Source organism: Vibrio sp. MMG023, assembly GCF_021654215.1.
Lineage (GTDB): Bacteria > Pseudomonadota > Gammaproteobacteria > Enterobacterales > Vibrionaceae > Vibrio > Vibrio jasicida.
Genome location: NZ_JAKFZP010000001.1, coordinates 297,714 through 314,349, shown reverse-complemented (window position 1 = coordinate 314,349; position 16,636 = coordinate 297,714). Strand labels below are relative to the sequence as shown.

Below are 16,636 nucleotides of genomic sequence, written 5' to 3'. Positions count from 1 at the left end.
TCGCCCCTTAACCTTCGCCAAGACCAGATGCGATTGCTTTGCCGATTGACTCAAGTGCTTGTGCAGCATCTGGACCTTCAGCAGAGAATTGAAGCTGGTGACCGTGTTTCACGCCTAGCGCGATAACTTTCATTAGGCTCTTCGCGTTCACTGCTTTGCCGTCGCCATCTAGGTTTGCCACACGAATGGTAGATTCGAATTTCTTCGCTTCTGCTACTAGCATTGCGCCTGGACGAGCGTGTAGGCCGTGAGCGTTTTTGATTTTGAAGATTGCTGTGTTGCCATCTTCAGCCGCTTCTGTTGCCATTTCTTCGCCTTTGAACAGCGCAAGGATCTGTTCAGCAGAAGCATCAAGTAATTTGCTGTGTTCGTTGTTAAACACAAGCTTTGAAATCGTGCTTAGGATAGATTGGTGAGCATTGTTGCAAGCTGCAAATGCAACTAGAGCACGCACTTTCTCGCCTTCGAATTCACAATCATTTGCTGTTGATACAAAAGAAACACCGGTGCGCGTTACTTGCTTATCACTACCTACTAGCCATAGACCTTGACCAAGGTGCGTTGGCGTTTTTGTTACTAGATCTGCAACGAACTCTGTACCTGCACAACCTGTGTTTTTAAGTAGGCCGCCAGCAACCGCGCTCATTTGAATCATGTCGCTTGCTGGGAATAGCAGTTGAATGAGAGAAGCATCGAAATCCGCTTCTAGCTGAACGTCGCCATGAAGTAGGGCAATGATGTCGTCTTCGTTTTTCGCATCACGTAGACGCTCTTCAACGCCATCCGCACCCAGTACTTTTGTTAGCTGCTTAAGAATGCCCAAGTGCTCGTCTGATTTCGCTGCAATACCGATCGCAACGTAAACTGTGTTGCCGTCGCCCCATTCAACGCCTTCTGGGAAGTGGTGAACAGCAACACCCGTGGTTTTCACCATTGAGCGCGTGTCAGTCGTGCCATGTGGAATCGCGATACCGTTACCTAGAAACGTAGAGTTCTGGTTTTCACGGTTTAGCATGCCTTCTACATAGCCTTGTTCAACCAGACCTTTGTCTGTCAGGCTTTTCGCGATGCTTTTGATCGCTTCAAACTTATCTGTAGCGGATTGAGATAGGGTAATGTCGCTCTTACTTAGCTTAAGCATGGTGCTTCTCCAGCCTTAAGGTATCTATTTCTAATTCATCTTGGCTACGCAGAGATTGGTTTGCGTAACGTCGTTTATCTGTTTTGCTTAACAAAAGAAACTGAATCGATTCAGCTTTTGGTCAAATTTTTTAAAACACTCAGCGAAACTGTTTCTAAAATCGAAACTTAACCACTCATGGCTTTATGCTTTTAAAGCCTAGCAAAGGGAGCCTGTATTGCGTGATTTTGGTGACTCTCGTCAATTTTTAAGTTTTGCTGAATCCTTTCAGCTTTTATACTGAATCGGTTCAGCATATAATTCAACTTATCGAAGGATCGTTGATGTATTAATATGATCCCGCGCACAGAACAGGGCTTAGAATATGACACTGGATGAAATAGCAAAATTAGCTGGGGTTTCGAAGACCACAGCAAGCTATGTGATTAACGGAAAAGCGCAGAAATACCGCATCAGCGAAAAGACTCAAAAGAAAGTCATGGCGGTGGTTGAGCAGTACAATTACAAACCGGATCACGCAGCATCTTCTTTAAGAGCGGGCAACTCACGTTCGTTTGGTTTGATCATTCCAGATTTAGAGAACACCAGTTACGCACGTTTAGCAAAACTGATTGAGCAGAACTCGCGTAAAGCGGGCTATCAAATTTTGATTGGTTGTTCTGATGATGATCCGCAGACGGAGCAAAAGGTTGCAGAGGCGCTCGTGAGTCGTCGTATTGATGCGCTATTCGTCGCGAGCAGTATGCCAGCAGCGAGCGAGTATTATCTCAAACTACAAAACTCCGGTACGCCAGTTATTGCGCTTGACCGCCCTATGGATGATGAGCACTTCTGTTGTGTGATCAGTGAAGATTTTGATGCGGCGTTTGAGCTAACCGAATCGGTATTGTCTGCAGAGATCGATTCGATTGGTTTGATTGGTGCGTTAGAAGAACTGCAAGTCTCTAAAGAGCGTGAACTCGGTTTCCGTTCGGCTTGCCAGCAAAAAGGTAACCAGGCATTAGTAGGTTATGGTCAGCACTTCTCTCGTGAAGAAGGCAAGAAGGTGTTAGAAGGGTGGATCGAAAAGGGCAAGCTGCCAGATGCTGTGGTGACCATGTCTTACACCTTATTAGAAGGCGTATTGGATGTGATGTTAGAAAAGCCAGAGTTGATGGGCAAAGTACGTTTGGCCACCTTTGGTGATAACCGCTTGCTCGATTTTCTTCCAATCAAAATCAACTCGCTCCCACAGCAGTTTGAGCTGATCGCCGACAGCGCAATGGAGTTGGCGCTTAATGCTTCAGCTAAGCGCTATAAAGCAGGAGTGGAGTTGATTCCGCGTAAGATTGTAAAGCGCCACACCGAAACTAAAGCTTAATTTCTACCGTCAGCGCCACAAATGCGTGGTCGCTGGCGTTTTTATCCCTCTCAAAAGACGGATTGATTAGGTGCGCATCCAGCACTTGGTAATTCGTGACTTCTGCTATTGATACATCTTCATGAGAATCGAACTCTTGCGACAACAGTATGTAATCCAAAACATTACCTTTTGCGAAGTGATAATGGGTTGCAGGCCTTGAGTCCAGCAGTGGTGTTACTTGTAAATCCCAACCATCATTAAGTCGCAAATCAGTGACGCTGTCACCATATTGTTCAACCAACGCCTTGTTCACACTGGCATCAGTGATGGGTTGGTTCATGTCACCCATTAATACCGTTGGCATCGGGCTACTCGCATAGTGCTTTTGCATGGCATCACGCAACATTGCCGCTTCCCAGCCACGTTGTTGAGTTGAGAGCCATCGGGCAATCGGTCTGCTTGCCTGTTCGGGGGCATCTGTGTCCGCAGGGCGTTGAGATTTTAAATGCGTCACATAAACCGTAATATGGCCGATAACGGGATGCACAATGCTCGCTCTAACCGGTTTTCGACTGAAAGGGGGCGCGGTGAGGTCGCCAAAGGCCGCGAGTGTTTTTTTGTCGAACGTAACTGCTTCATAATGTTCAATCGGAAAACGCGAAGCGACGGCGACAACAGGACGCGAGTAGATATAATTGCCTTCGACATGTGGCGTATCGACACAGGCAAAGTGTTCGTAACCGATCTCAGCAAAGAAGTTTTTGGTTTCTTCAATGCTGAACACTTCTTGCAAGCCGATGATGTCAGGATTGAGCTTTTCGATTTGTGATTTTGTCCAAGCGAGTTTGTCTTGCCATTGTTCTGTCGAGTAGATGTTCTCGAAATCATAATAGGCATTGGGTGGGGCTATAAAGTTAAATAGATTCGCCGTGGCGAAGGTGATTTGGCTCGTTTTAGACAAAATGACGCTCGTTCAAGGAGTTATTGGGTGAGTATATACCCAAATAGCAGAGATGAGTGAAGATCACGTTTCTATTTGTACGCATTCCGTTTAAACTCCGTTCATCAAGATTAATGAGTACCGAACATGACCCAAGATTACGAAAACGAAGAGTATTTAGAAGGCGAAGAAATTGAAATCGAAGCGATTGGCATCGACGTCGACGCGCACCCAATTGAACTGTATAAGCTTTTTAAAATCGCAAACTTGGTGAGTGGCGGTGGTGAAGCAAAACACATCATCGAAGAAGGTTACGTTGCGGTAAATGGTGAATTAGAAACGCGCAAGCGTCGCAAAATGTACGATGGTGATTTTTTCGAGTTCAACCAAGAATATTATGTTGTTGTCTGTGACGCGCCAGTAACTGAACCTGAATCTGCTGAAGAAAAAGCAGAGAAAAAGGCGAAGAAAGAAGCACAAGCGGCTCGCAAAGAAAAGTCTCGTTCGAAAAAGAACGACAAAGCGAACGTTAAAGGGCCTAAATCAACAGGCCGTAAAGCCGCGCACAAAGAGCGTAAAGCACAGAAAGAAGCCTTATCTCAATCGGCTAAGAAAGGCAAAAAAGAAGATAAGCCTAAAGCGACTCGCGATCCGAACAGCGGCCGTAACTCAATCGACTTCTTTTAATTGATGTTGGTTTGATTCGATAGATTCGAATAACTAAAAAGCGCCGACTTAGTGTGACTAAGTCGGCGCTTTTTATTTGTAGAGTGGGCGAGGATGCTCGTATGAGCTCAATGCAGAAGCTTATTACTATTAACCTGATTCGTCCAATGGTGGATTGCGTTAGGCTTGCCGAGGTAAAAACCTTGGTAATAATCTAAGTCTAATCGTTGCATGGCGGAAAGCTGAATGTTTTCCTCTACACCTTCTATTACGACTTTCGCATTCATCTCTTCAGCCAGTTCTACTGCGTTTGCAATCGCCAGCGTATCACCTGAACAATAATCGAGAAGGTAAGAACGGTCTATCTTGATGATGTCGGGGCAAAGATGTTTAACGCGAGACATGTTTGAATGGTGAGAGCCAAAGTCGTCAATAGCGAACAAGAAGCCATTCGCCCTCATCAATTGGACGGCTTGTATCAAAAGCTCAGTGTCACCACAAGATTCTTCAACTACTTCAAATACGACGTCAGAGGGGTGCATTCCAAGCTCCTCTAAGCGTTTGTACAGAAGGCCGTTATCTTTGAAACCCATATCTTTAGTTAGGGTAAGCAGCGTTTGAGGCATGACATTAAGAAATAACTTAATTGTTGAACCTGCGAAGTGCTTGGCAAAGTTACGAATATGAATAGCACGAGATAAAAACTCGATACATAGACGAAAGTAGGTATCAATACTTGCATCAGCAAAGAACAGGTCTGGCCGAATGTTAGCGCCGTCTACACCACGAATGCGGAGTAGGGCTTCCATACCGATTATGTTTCTATGCTTATCGAAGATAGGTTGATAAACACTGTAAAACGTATATTGATTGAGCACGACATAGTATTCACCAAGACTGTCCTGTCTTATGTACTGCTCGTAGTCGGACTGCTGCTTTAACTCCATGAAAAACGCCAAAAAACTAGCATGGCAATGACTGTAACAGGATGGAGTTCCGATTTGAAGGCTTACAAAGTCTTAAATATGAGGGCTTTTAAGTTAATTTGAAATAGATTCCGATTTTTTCTCTATGTATCTAAAAATCATTGATAGACCGAAACAAATCAGAAAGTAAACGAAGCCGACGATTAACCAAATTTCGAAAATGTAGCCTGATGAATTGGCCATCTCTGTGCCGACAAAGGTCATTTCTTGAATCGAGATCAGCGAAACGATAGAGGTGTCTTTAACTAATGAAATGGTTTGTCCTGCGAGGGCAGGTGTAATTGCTTTGAGTACTTGTGGGGCAATTACAAAACGGTATTTGACCCAGCGAGATAAGCCGAGTGAGTCTGCAGCTTCCCACTGGCCTTTATCCACGCTTTGCAAACCAGCGCGAACCACTTCAGCAATATAAGCCGAAGACAGTAAGCCGACACAAAGCACACCAGAGGCCAAGTTTTCCCATAGGTTTGGTGGACCAAATAAGAAGTTCTGTAGTGCATTTGTATCTCCGCGATAGTTGCGGAGAAGATCTTCTAACCCAAGTAGTGGGATTAACTGGTTCGAGATGAAAAAATAAAAGATGAATACGAATACCAAAGGTGGAATGTTTCGTACCAATTGAATAAAAGCGTTGGCAGGTGTGCGCAACCAAGCTGAGCCTGAGAAACGAGCTAAACCAAGTAGCGTGCCCAATACGAGAGCAAAGGTGATGCCCCAAAGGCTTAAGCGCAGCGTTGAGATTAGGCCTTGGAAGAAATACGGCAAGCCGCCGTCAGCTCTTGGGGTGAATAAGAGGTCAATGGCTTCTTTCCAATGCCAGATGTAGTTTACGCCAACGGTAGAACGATGATAGAGCCAAACCCCAGCCAACGCGCAGATGGCAAGCAGTACCCAATCGAGTAGGTTAAAACGACTTAAGAAAAAGCCTGATTTTGCTTTGGTTGGTGCAACGCGAGTGGTGGTTTGTCCGCTCAAAGTTTGACTCCGATAGTAGAGAAGAAAACCGACCCGCAGTACGAGTCGGTGTTGTTAATTCGTGCGATGATTAAGGTTATTGACCTTGTGCCACCTGGTCCTGCCAATCTAGCGTTGAGAACCAGTATTCGTAGCGCTCATCTAACCAACCATCTTGTGTGCGAGCTTCAATCCACTTGTTAAAGAAGGCTTTTTTGTCTTCTTCTCCTAAGCGAACCGCAAAGGCTTCGTTACCTTTTGATAAGCGCTCAGTAAATGGGATAAACAGCTTATCTGCGTGTTTGATCGCTTCATGCTCCGGTTTCGGGCTTGATGCAATTACTGCGTGTGCGTTGCCGTTTAGTACTTCTTGGAATGCTTGTGCATCGTCATCGAATTGCAGGATCTTCGCTTTAGGGAAGGTTTCACGTGCCACTTGCACTGTGAATGCTCCTCGGCGAGCGGCAATTTTTATACGGCGAGAGTCAAAGTCTGAAAACTCACTAAAGCCAGCAGCTAGCTCTTTGTTTGCTGCTACTTGAACGCCTGAGTGTGAATACGGTTCTGTGAACAATACGCTCTTTGAACGTTCTGGCGTAATCGACATGCCACCAATGATTACATCAAACTTCTTAGCAAGAAGAGCTGGGATGATGCCGTCCCACGCTGTCGGTACGAATTCAACTTGTAAGCCTGAATCTGCGGCTAGGCGTTTCGCTACATCGATTTCAAAACCAATTAACTCACCTTGTTTGTTACGCATTGCCCAAGGCACAAATGTTGACATACCAACGCGAAGCGTGCTGCGGTCTTTGATTTGATCAACATTTGGGGTCGCGGCTTCTTCTTTTGCAAGCGAAGGCAAAGCAATCGCAAGCCCCAATAGTGCAGTAATGGTCGCTTTGAATAACTTCATGTTATCTCCTTATAATTTGCGCCAACTGGCTCCTAGTTTGTGTTCTAGCCAAGCGGATAGGCCAGAAAGTGATAGTGTAAGAGCAAGGTAGATTGCTGCTACGCTAAACCAGATTTCAAACGGCATGGCCGTTTCCGATACGATGTTTCTCGCTTCGGTCGTTAAGTCAAAGATTGCCATGACGCTGACAATTGAAGAGTTTTTAATAAGAGAAACCACTTCATTCGTCAAAGGTGGCAAGGTGCGTTGCAACACTTGCGGAAGTATGACGTCTTTGTAGGCGAAGAAAGGCGATAAACCTAATGTCTTCGCCGCTTCAAACTGACCTTTTGGAATGCTGTTTAAGCCAGCACGGAAGATCTCGGCGGTATAGGCTCCTTGGAATAAAGACAATGCGAGGACTGCGGTGCTGAATCTATCCAAGCCAATGACAGGACCAAAGACGAAGTAGAGTAGATAAATCTGTACCAGTAGCGGCGTATTACGAATAAGTTCGACATACGTCGTTCCAATCGCATTACCAACTTTGGAATCGCTAAGCCTTAAAAGCGCAGTCACCAATCCAATCACTAAAGTGAAGAATAGACTAATCGCAGAAATCTTTAGCGTGACGATAAGTCCTTCGATTAATTCTGCCGGCCACCACTCACCATCTTCGTAGAAGGCGATATAGTCAGGTACACGTTCCCACTGCCATTGATACCCCATTGCTTGAGCACCAGAATCTAATACCCATGCGATAGCGATGAGAAGGACAGTGATTTGTAGTAACGCTTGAAGGACAGGTTTGAAGATTCTATAGACCATGTATTTAGTAACTCAGAATCTGATTTAAGAATGCCTGCGTCCGAGGGTGCTGCGGTGTTTCAAAAAGTGCCACAGGGGAGTTCATCTCGATGATTTCACCTTCATCCATAAAGACCACTCGATTGGCGACCTTTTTGGCGAATCCCATTTCGTGCGTTACACAAATCATGGTCATGCCACTTTGTGCTAACTCCACCATCACGTCCAACACTTCGTTGATCATTTCAGGATCGAGCGCCGAAGTCGGCTCGTCAAACAGCAGTAAATCTGGTTCCATACAGAGCGAGCGTGCGATAGCCACACGCTGCTGTTGACCACCGGACAGTTGGATCGGGTATTTGTTGGCTTGTTCTTCGATGTTAACGCGCTTGAGATAATGAATTGCACGTTTTTCCGCTTCTTGCTTAGAAAGCTTTAGCGTGCGGATAGGGGCAAGAGTGAGGTTTTCTAACACCGTGAGATGTGGAAACAGGTGAAAGTGCTGAAATACCATGCCGACTTTACCCGGTTTTTGTGCTTTAGAATTGGCAGGGTGTTCGAAGACGCTGAGCTCACCTTCTTGGATGGATTCTAAGTGGTTGATGCAACGGATTAGCGTGGATTTTCCTGAGCCAGAAGGGCCGCAAACAACAACGATTTCACCGGTATGTACTGAAAAATTAATGTCTTTGAGGGCGTGATATTCACCATACCACTTGTTTACGCCGCTGAACTCAACAACGATATTTTTCTCTTTCAAGGCTGCCAACTTTTAGAATAAATTTCTTTCTACAATAACAAGTTATTAACCGTATTGCACCTGTTAATCAAGCATAAACTGTCCAACTGGTGAGCAAATAACTCGTGATAAAACTAATCAATAATGTAGTCAGTTTTAGAGAAAACGGATCACAATTGCGAAGACAGACATCGTGATAAGAAACTGTGCAGAGTAGTAGGTTGTCATCACCACTTGGCGCGAAAATACCGATGTACTGCCAAATCGTTCGAAGGCAAGGACAACTCCGGACATAGTGAAGATGAAACTGCCGAGAACCGCGAAGGCCGATGATTGGGTCTTTCCACTGGCGTAGTACTCCATCGCCATCCATAGCATTGTCATCAAAACAAAGATATAGCTAGCTACCGACCACTTTTCTTTCCCCAAATCGGGTTTAAAGAAGAAATAGGCACAGACGCCTACGCCAAATACGGCAAATGGCAACCAAGGTGTGAAGTGCCATGCTGCCATATTGATGAAGCCCAAAGCGTAACTAATTTGGGCAAGACAAAACAGTTTAATGCCCGCAACAAATTTGTCTTTTGGGTGCATTAAGATAAGGTCACCCATGAGTGACAATGAGAGACCGCCAATGATCCACTGGGTGTAGGGGAGGTGGCTTGCCGGAGACAGCATTAGCATCCCAATCATTGCTGTGATGGGGAGCGGTTTGGTCAAAAAGAATAACCACTTAGGGCCAGTCTTGATACTGATGATATGTATGAGCGCGCAAGCTACGACAATCAGCCACATACGATTAACTCTTGAATAGACGACTAAACGCTCATTTTTATGAGCAAGCAAAAAATGGACACATCGACTAGTAAGCACTTGGTTTGTTTTTGGTCATCGGCTTACATAACAACATCGAACTATCGCCTATTTGTTATTTTTTTAGCAGAAAAGTTCAATTTATATCGATTTGTCAGTGTGCGGCTAAATTACCATAAAAAAACGGTATTGTGTCTGCGCGGACACAATACCGTTAAAAAAGGCAGAAATTTGATAGATCAGGTCGTTATGCTACGGCGAGATCTAGGATCTTACGGCTGTTTTCTAGGTCAATCGCTTGGTTCTCGCCAAGAACGGTCATGCCGTGCTTTGATAGCTGTGCAATTACTGAGTCAATAGCGGCTTCACGATCATCACCGTAACCTTCAAGTTGAGTTGCTACGTCTAGCTGATGATAGAAAGCTTCGATGGCTTGAATCGTGCGTTCTGCCAAATCTTCACTTTCTGATAAGCCAAATACGTTACGACCCATTTGCTCAAGCTTAGGGCGTTTGAACTGCATTTGGTTACGAAGTAGCGATGGTTGGATGATCGCTAGTGAGCGTGCGTGGTCTACGTGCCAAAGCGCAGTTAGTTCGTGACCAATCATATGAGTCGCCCAGTCTTGTGGAACGCCACTACCAATAAGGCCGTTCAATGCTTGGTTTGCTGTCCACATTAGGTTCGCACGCCATTGGTCGTTATCACGTTCTGCGAACTGATCGCCGAGTACTTTTAGGTTTTTAAGTAGCGCTTCTGCATAGCCGTCTTGAACCATTGCGCCTGTCGGTAATGTTAGGTATTGCTCACAAACGTGAACCCATGCATCCACAAGACCGTTGATAAGCTGACGCTCTGGTAGGGTCTTCATTACGTCTGGGTCAAGAACTGCAAACTTCGGTTGAACTGCAGGTGCTAAGAACGCCAATTTATCTTGCGTTTCTTTCTTCGTGATTACCGCGCCCATGTTTGACTCGGAACCTGTTGCAGGCAGTGTCAAAATGGCTGCGAGTGGTGTTGCTTCTGTTACTTGGTGTTTACCTACCATGATGTCCCAGCCATCACCATCGTACTTAGCCGCTGCTGCAACATATTTAGAACCATCAATTACAGAGCCACCACCAACAGCAAGAATAAAATCAACATTCTGCTCTTTAACGGTCGCTACCGCTTTATCCAAGGTTTCTTTCGTTGGGTTTGGCTCTACGCCAGAGAATTCAAGCCACTCACGACCTTCAAGTGCTTGTGCAACCTGGTCGTACACGCCGTTCTTTTTAATAGAACCGCCACCGTAGATAACCAGTACTTTTTGGTCTGCAGGGATTGCATCTTTGATTGCGGCAATTTGGCCTTGGCCAAAGAAGATTTGAGTAGGGTTGACGTATGAAAAGTTCATTATTAGACCTCTTGCTTCCAATGTGAGGATGGTTAATACATGCATATTAGTATGCGTTAATGGCCCTGAGTAGACCGATTTCTGCAAATTTATTGCCTATTTCTACAAATATACCGTTCTTGTGCTGGAACTGTAATCGGAACTCCAAGTATAGTGCGTGCATAACTATTGGAGTGACAAGATGAAGACACTTGCTGAGATCATGCAGCAGTACGCCACTAAATATGGTTTAGATGATTTAGAAGGCATTAAAGAAACCGCCATTGATGGTGTGTGGTTTTATCGCAGTAGCAAAGGCAATAATCGTCAACCTTTTGTTTATCAATCAGGGATTATTGTTTTAGGGCAAGGTTACAAGAATATTCATATTGGCCAAACGCCGGTACGTTATGGCCCTGACGATTATTTGGTTGTAGGGGTGCCTATGCCACTTGAGTGCGAAGCAATTTCTGTTAACGACGAGCCTTTGTTGGGTATTTCCATTGATATTTCTCCCGCCATGCTTCAAAAGTTGGTCAAAAAACTGGAGTCGCAACACTTCAGTAATACTTGTGAGGACGCTGCTCGTTGTGGGTTGAAATCGGTTCGTATGAACGATCTAATGCTGGATGCGTGCAAACGTCTAATGACGGCATTGTGTAACGATCTTGAAGTCGCAATGCTTGGCGACATGCTTCTAGAAGAGATCGTCTACCGTACTTTGGTGAGTGAATCCGGCCATGTTCTTTTTGAGCTCGCACATCAAGAGGGGTCGTATGCGAGGGTTGCAAAAGCATTAAACCGCGTTCATCAGGAATACCATGAACAACTCAATGTACAAACGTTGGCTGAAGAGGCGAACATGAGTGTATCCGCGTTTCACCAAGCGTTCAGGAGTGTGACTTTGGAGTCACCGTTGCAATACATCAAAAAGGTGCGTTTGAATAAAGCTCGTGAATTGATTCAGCTTGAAGGAAGAAGAGTGAATGACGCCGCGAGACAAGTGGGCTATAGCAGTCCTTCTCAGTTTAGTCGTGAGTACAAGCGGCACTTTAACGAAACGCCAAGATCAACAAAGGCTTAGTGATCTTTATTTCAAAATTAGGACTTTTTTTGTGTTTTTTAATTATTTGCGATCGATATATTTATTTGAGTAATAAAATTAGTTATCGGTGCAAAATAAGATGTCATTCGTTGCAAGGTTTTAGTGGATTCTTGAGAGGTGTTGCTGAAAATCTATAAATTCTTAGTGTGAAACTCTGTACTTGTACTTAAGTTATTTTACGTCGAAACAAAAGTAATGATGCGCAGTATTTAAAGCGTATTTTGTATTGTACTAACAATAACTTAAGGAAGAGCAATATGCACCTTAGAAACGGGAAAGCAGTAAAGAGTGTATTTACACTCAGTACGTTAACTGCATCTTGTCTAATGGCCTTCAACAGCTATGCAGCCGTTGATTGTACGCCGTTAGCGGCTTGGGATTCGTCAAAGGTTTACAACGGCGGTGACCAAGTTCAACACGAAAACAGCGCATACAAAGCGCGCTACTGGACGCAAAACAACAACCCTGCACAGTCCGGTCAATGGGGGGAGTGGGAAAACCTTGGCGCTTGTGATGGTGGCCCAATTGACCCACCAGTGAATGAAGTTCCGACAGTTTCATTAACTTCACCTTCTGCGTCGGCTTCAATTACAGCAGGTGATGTTGTTACTCTTGCTGCGGATGCGGCAGATACGGATGGAACCATCAGTAAAGTTGAATTCTTTGTTGATGGCGCTCTAGTGGGTACGTCAACTGCAGCACCTTTCACAGCATCATGGACGGCGACTGAAGGCGCGCATGAATTCTCAACGAAAGCTTACGATGATAAAAACGCAGTGAGTGCGGCAAGTGCTGTAACCCTTACTGTTAACGCCGGTCAGCCTGGTAATGAAGCACCAACCGTTGACGTAGCGCTCTCTGCAACGACTGTGGATCTTGGTGGTACGGTAACGGTGACTGCAAACGCAGCTGATGCTGACGGTGCGGTTGCGAAAGTGGAATTCTTCGCAGCAGGTACGCTGATTGGTACAGCAACTGCTGCTCCTTATTCGGTTGACTTTACTGCAGCAACGGCAGGCAACGTCTCAATTTACGCGAAAGCGACAGACGATGCTGGTGCGACAACAGACTCTTCTCTTGTATCGTTAGTGGTTAATGGCGGTGCGGTTACTTCAAACTGTCGTCCAGATGGTCTGTATCAAACGGCAGGTGTCGACGTTCCTTACTGTACTATTTACGATGAAGATGGTCGTGAACTAATGGGTACAGATCACCCGCGTCGTGTTATCGGTTACTTCACAAGCTGGCGTAGTGGGGATGACCCGCAAGCTGCATACTTAGTGAAAGACATTCCTTGGGATCAGCTAACACACATTAATTACGCGTTCGTGAGCATTGGCTCAGACGGTAAAGTGAATGTGGGCGATGTAACAGATCCAACTAACCCAGCAACAGGTAAAACATGGCCAGGTGTTGAAGTTGACCCAGCACTGGGCTTTAAAGGTCACTTCGGTGCACTTGCAACTTATAAGCAAAAACACGATGTTAAGACGCTAATTTCAATTGGTGGTTGGGCTGAAACCGGCGGTCACTTCGGTGCTGATGGTAATCGTGTTGCTGACGGTGGTTTCTACACCATGACGACCAATGCTGATGGCTCTATCAACCATGCTGGTATCGAGAAGTTTGCAACGTCTGCCGTTGAAATGATGCGTACCTACAAGTTTGACGGTCTAGATATCGACTACGAGTACCCAACGTCAATGGCGGGTGCTGGTAACCCTTACGATAAAGACTTCATGGAACCACGTCGTGCTTACTTATGGGCATCTTACCAAGAGCTGATGAAAGTTCTACGTGAGAAACTAGATGCGGCTTCTTCGCAAGACGGCATCCACTACATGCTAACAATCGCGGCGCCTTCTTCTGGTTACTTACTGCGTGGTATGGAAACGTTCGACGTTACTAAGTACCTCGATTACGTAAACATCATGACCTACGACTTGCACGGTGCTTGGAATGATCACGTTGGTCACAACGCTGCCTTGTACGACACTGGTAAAGATTCTGAGTTGGCACAGTGGAACGTATACGGCACGGCGGCATACGGTGGTATCGGCTACTTGAATACTGACTGGGCGTATCACTACTTCCGTGGTTCTATGCCAGCAGGTCGAATTAACATCGGTGTTCCTTACTACACTCGTGGTTGGCAAGGTGTAACAGGTGGTGATAATGGCCTATGGGGCCGAGCAGCACTTCCTAACCAATCTGAATGTGCTCCTGGCACTGGTGAAGGTGAGAAGAACAATTGTGGTCACGGCGCTATCGGTATCGATAACATGTGGCATGACACTGACCCTAAAGGCAACGAAATGGGTGCAGGTTCTAACCCAATGTGGCATGCGAAGAACCTAGAGAAAGGTATTTGGGGTTCTTACGCTCAAGCTTACGGCCTAGACCCTGTGAACGATCCAACGGACAAGTTTGTTGGTTCTTACACTCGTCACTATGATGATGTTGCGGTTGCACCATGGCTATGGAATGCTGAGAAGAGCGTTTTCCTATCGACAGAAGATAAAGCGTCTGTACAAGTGAAAGCGGACTACGTTATCGACAAAGAAATCGGTGGCATTATGTTCTGGGAACTGGCAGGTGACTACAACTGTTATGTACTAGACGCAAATGGCAACCGTACTGCAATCGACGCTACAGAACAGGCTTGTGCGGCGGGCAACGGTGAGTACCACATGGGTAACACTATGACTAAAGCGATTTACGACAAGTTTAAGTCTGCAACGCCTTACGGTAACAAGATCGCAACTGGTGCAATCCCAACCGAAGCAGTAGACATTGCAGTTAGTGTTGGTGGTTTCAAAGTTGGTGACCAAAACTACCCAATCAACCCTAAGATCACGTTCACCAACAACACGGGTCAAGCTATCCCTGGTGGTACGGAATTCCAATTCGATATTCCTGTATCTGCTCCGGATAACGCGAAAGATCAGTCTGGTGGCGGTCTAAGTGTGATTGCTTCTGGCCATACTCGTGCGAACAACATTGGTGGTTTGGATGGTGTAATGCACCGCGTATCTTTCTCGCTACCAGCATGGAAAGACCTACCTGCGGGCGGCACTTACGAGCTTGATATGGTTTACTACTTACCAATCTCTGGCCCAGCTAACTATACGGTGATTTCTGGCGGTAAAGAGTTTGCGTTTAAGTTTGAGCAACCAGACCTACCAATTGGTGACCTAAACTCTGGTACTGGCGGCGGTGGTACTGAGCCGGGTACTTGTGACACTGCGGGTCTAGTTACTTACCCTGATCTTCCACAAACAGATTGGCAAGGTAACCCAAGCCACGCTAACCAAGGTGATAAAGTGATTCACAATGGTGTGGTGTACCAAGCAAATTGGTGGACAGCATCTGAGCCGGGTAGCGATGGTAGCTGGGCGACAGTATGTAACATCTAATCCGTTTTAATCGGTTATGGAAAAGCGCGCGATGTAAATCGCGCGCTTTTTATTATGGGAGATTAATAGTGTTACCAATGGCGAGTCAGTTAGAATTCATACCCCTCAGGGATAACCACGATGCCTTTTTCCGATACGTGGAATCGCTTTGCATCCTCGATCTTGTTCATACCGATTTGAGTGTGTGGTGGGATGCAAACATGTTTATCGATAATACAGTTCACGAGTTGGCAGCCTTCGCCTACTTCAACATCATCAAAAACAATGCTGTCCACGACAGTTGCGCTGTCTTGAATACGAACATTCGATGCAATAACCGAGTGCTGAACTGAACCGCCTGAGTTGATTACGCCGTTTGCAATGATGGAGTTAATGAAAATACCCTCATTGCCAGTAGCAGAAGAAACGGTTCGTGCTGGTGGAAATTGAGCTTCATAGGTTCGAATGGCCCAATTGGGTTGGTACAAGTTCATCGGTGGAACGGGTTCTAACAAATCCATATTTGCTTCATAGAAAGAGTCAATCGTACCCACGTCGCGCCAATAGCAGTCTTTGTCAACCCGGCCTTTGCTGCCACAAAATTTGTACGCGTAAACCGACTCGGTATCAATGAGCTTAGGAATGATATCTTTACCAAAATCGTGGCTCGACGCTTCGAGTTGCGAGTCTTGTTCGAGAGCGTCTTGCAATACATCCATATTGAAGATGTAAATTCCCATCGATGCGAGACTCTGTGTCGGATCATCAAGCAGAGTAGGTGGGCTTTCTGGTTTCTCGATGAAAGACTGCACCAAACCACTTTCATTTGTTCCCATCACACCAAAAGCGGTTGCTTCTTCTACAGGAACATCCATACAAGCTACAGTTAGTTTTGCTCCGTTCGATTTATGCTCTTCGAGCATTGCCGCGTAGTCCATTCGATAGATATGGTCACCGGATAGAACGACAACGTACTTGGCATCATTTCGGTCGAGAAGCCACATGTTGTGGTAAATAGCGTCCGCAGTGCCTTCGTACCATGCACCACCTTTGCGCATTTGGGGTGGGACAGCGGTAATGTACTCACCAAGTTCGGGATTAAAAACGGACCATCCATCTCTTAAGTGTTTTTGTAATGAATGGGATTTGTATTGAGTGAGAACTAATATCTTTCTTAAACCTGAATGAAGACAATTAGTTAGCGTAAAGTCGATGATTCGGTATTTTCCTCCAAAGGGGACCGCAGGCTTTGCTCTATCATCGGTCAATGGACTGAGTCGAGAACCCATTCCTCCAGCTAAAATTACGGCGAGTGCATCTTGCATAATATTTCCTTTCCCTTGTTCTTCGTGTCCTGAAGCAGCGATAAGCCTGAGGAGTTAGCCAACTGCTCGCGTGCTTATATTTGACGTTATGTAATGCTACATAACGCATTACAAGATTCGAGCCACAGAATTTTTCTAATAGAATCAATGCGC

Annotated in this window: 14 protein-coding genes; 4 read left to right on the top strand and 10 right to left on the bottom strand. The window is 45.5% G+C overall.

Features of this window, described 5'->3' with window-relative positions:
* Positions 1 to 7: 7 nt before the first annotated feature.
* Positions 8 to 1,141 (bottom strand): fused PTS fructose transporter subunit IIA/HPr protein, encoded by a 1,134-nt coding sequence (gene fruB / locus L1076_RS01350; RefSeq protein WP_237302966.1) that lies wholly within the window; start codon positions 1,139 to 1,141, stop codon positions 8 to 10.
* Between the two features lie 364 nt (positions 1,142 to 1,505).
* On the opposite strand from fruB, the gene cra reads away from it, so the two are divergent.
* Positions 1,506 to 2,501, top strand: coding sequence for a catabolite repressor/activator (cra, locus tag L1076_RS01345; protein ID WP_237302965.1), 996 nt, complete (start codon positions 1,506 to 1,508; stop codon positions 2,499 to 2,501).
* On the opposite strand, the gene L1076_RS01340 is transcribed toward cra, so the two are convergent.
* A complete protein-coding gene (locus L1076_RS01340; RefSeq protein WP_237302964.1) occupies positions 2,491 to 3,444 on the bottom strand; it encodes an endonuclease/exonuclease/phosphatase family protein in 954 nt (317 codons plus the stop codon). The two genes, cra and L1076_RS01340, sit on opposite strands and share 11 nt — an antisense overlap.
* A gap of 126 nt (positions 3,445 to 3,570) precedes the next feature.
* Between L1076_RS01340 and L1076_RS01335 the strand changes: the two genes are divergently transcribed.
* A complete protein-coding gene (locus tag L1076_RS01335; RefSeq protein WP_038870841.1) occupies positions 3,571 to 4,110 on the top strand; it encodes an RNA-binding S4 domain-containing protein in 540 nt (179 codons plus the stop codon).
* A 107-nt stretch (positions 4,111 to 4,217) separates the two neighbouring features.
* Here L1076_RS01335 and L1076_RS01330 read toward each other — a convergent pair whose 3' ends face one another.
* The 7 genes from L1076_RS01330 to L1076_RS01300 all read right to left on the bottom strand — a co-directional run bounded on the left by L1076_RS01330 (position 4,218) and on the right by L1076_RS01300 (position 10,679).
* Positions 4,218 to 5,036, bottom strand: coding sequence for an EAL domain-containing protein (locus tag L1076_RS01330; protein WP_237302963.1), 819 nt, complete (start codon positions 5,034 to 5,036; stop codon positions 4,218 to 4,220).
* A gap of 93 nt (positions 5,037 to 5,129) precedes the next feature.
* Positions 5,130 to 6,050 carry an amino acid ABC transporter permease gene (locus L1076_RS01325; protein ID WP_039976780.1) on the bottom strand — a complete coding sequence of 307 codons (921 nt, stop codon included), beginning with the start codon at positions 6,048 to 6,050 and terminating at the stop codon, positions 5,130 to 5,132.
* Between the two features lie 76 nt (positions 6,051 to 6,126).
* Positions 6,127 to 6,945 carry a transporter substrate-binding domain-containing protein gene (locus tag L1076_RS01320; protein WP_237302962.1) on the bottom strand — a complete coding sequence of 273 codons (819 nt, stop codon included), beginning with the start codon at positions 6,943 to 6,945 and terminating at the stop codon, positions 6,127 to 6,129.
* A gap of 9 nt (positions 6,946 to 6,954) precedes the next feature.
* A complete protein-coding gene (locus L1076_RS01315; RefSeq protein WP_038877954.1) occupies positions 6,955 to 7,752 on the bottom strand; it encodes an amino acid ABC transporter permease in 798 nt (265 codons plus the stop codon).
* 4 nt (positions 7,753 to 7,756) lie between these two features.
* Positions 7,757 to 8,491, bottom strand: coding sequence for an amino acid ABC transporter ATP-binding protein (locus L1076_RS01310; RefSeq protein ID WP_038870914.1), 735 nt, complete (start codon positions 8,489 to 8,491; stop codon positions 7,757 to 7,759).
* Positions 8,492 to 8,626: 135 nt separating this feature from the next.
* Entirely contained in the window at positions 8,627 to 9,265 is a 639-nt protein-coding gene (locus tag L1076_RS01305; RefSeq protein ID WP_038877952.1) for a lysoplasmalogenase, read from the bottom strand.
* A 265-nt stretch (positions 9,266 to 9,530) separates the two neighbouring features.
* Positions 9,531 to 10,679 (bottom strand): iron-containing alcohol dehydrogenase, encoded by a 1,149-nt coding sequence (locus tag L1076_RS01300; RefSeq protein WP_038870824.1) that lies wholly within the window; start codon positions 10,677 to 10,679, stop codon positions 9,531 to 9,533.
* 181 nt (positions 10,680 to 10,860) lie between these two features.
* Between L1076_RS01300 and L1076_RS01295 the strand changes: the two genes are divergently transcribed.
* Both L1076_RS01295 and L1076_RS01290 read left to right on the top strand, forming a co-directional pair.
* Positions 10,861 to 11,742 carry an AraC family transcriptional regulator gene (locus L1076_RS01295; RefSeq protein WP_038877948.1) on the top strand — a complete coding sequence of 294 codons (882 nt, stop codon included), beginning with the start codon at positions 10,861 to 10,863 and terminating at the stop codon, positions 11,740 to 11,742.
* A 278-nt stretch (positions 11,743 to 12,020) separates the two neighbouring features.
* Positions 12,021 to 15,179 (top strand): glycosyl hydrolase family 18 protein, encoded by a 3,159-nt coding sequence (locus tag L1076_RS01290; RefSeq protein ID WP_237302961.1) that lies wholly within the window; start codon positions 12,021 to 12,023, stop codon positions 15,177 to 15,179.
* Positions 15,180 to 15,268: 89 nt separating this feature from the next.
* Here L1076_RS01290 and glgC read toward each other — a convergent pair whose 3' ends face one another.
* The gene (glgC, locus tag L1076_RS01285; protein WP_343231839.1) at positions 15,269 to 16,525 is read right to left on the bottom strand and encodes a glucose-1-phosphate adenylyltransferase; all 1,257 of its coding nucleotides are present in this window, start codon (positions 16,523 to 16,525) and stop codon (positions 15,269 to 15,271) included.
* Positions 16,526 to 16,636: the final 111 nt, after the last annotated feature.

Coding starts and splice junctions, on each gene's coding strand:
- fruB (WP_237302966.1), bottom strand. CDS start 1,141: ATGCTTAAGCTAAGTAAGAGCGACATTACCCTATCTCAATCCGCTACA.
- cra (WP_237302965.1), top strand. CDS start 1,506: ATGACACTGGATGAAATAGCAAAATTAGCTGGGGTTTCGAAGACCACA.
- L1076_RS01335 (WP_038870841.1), top strand. CDS start 3,571: ATGACCCAAGATTACGAAAACGAAGAGTATTTAGAAGGCGAAGAAATT.
- L1076_RS01330 (WP_237302963.1), bottom strand. CDS start 5,036: ATGGAGTTAAAGCAGCAGTCCGACTACGAGCAGTACATAAGACAGGAC.
- L1076_RS01320 (WP_237302962.1), bottom strand. CDS start 6,945: ATGAAGTTATTCAAAGCGACCATTACTGCACTATTGGGGCTTGCGATT.
- L1076_RS01315 (WP_038877954.1), bottom strand. CDS start 7,752: ATGGTCTATAGAATCTTCAAACCTGTCCTTCAAGCGTTACTACAAATC.
- L1076_RS01305 (WP_038877952.1), bottom strand. CDS start 9,265: ATGTGGCTGATTGTCGTAGCTTGCGCGCTCATACATATCATCAGTATC.
- L1076_RS01300 (WP_038870824.1), bottom strand. CDS start 10,679: ATGAACTTTTCATACGTCAACCCTACTCAAATCTTCTTTGGCCAAGGC.
- L1076_RS01295 (WP_038877948.1), top strand. CDS start 10,861: ATGAAGACACTTGCTGAGATCATGCAGCAGTACGCCACTAAATATGGT.
- L1076_RS01290 (WP_237302961.1), top strand. CDS start 12,021: ATGCACCTTAGAAACGGGAAAGCAGTAAAGAGTGTATTTACACTCAGT.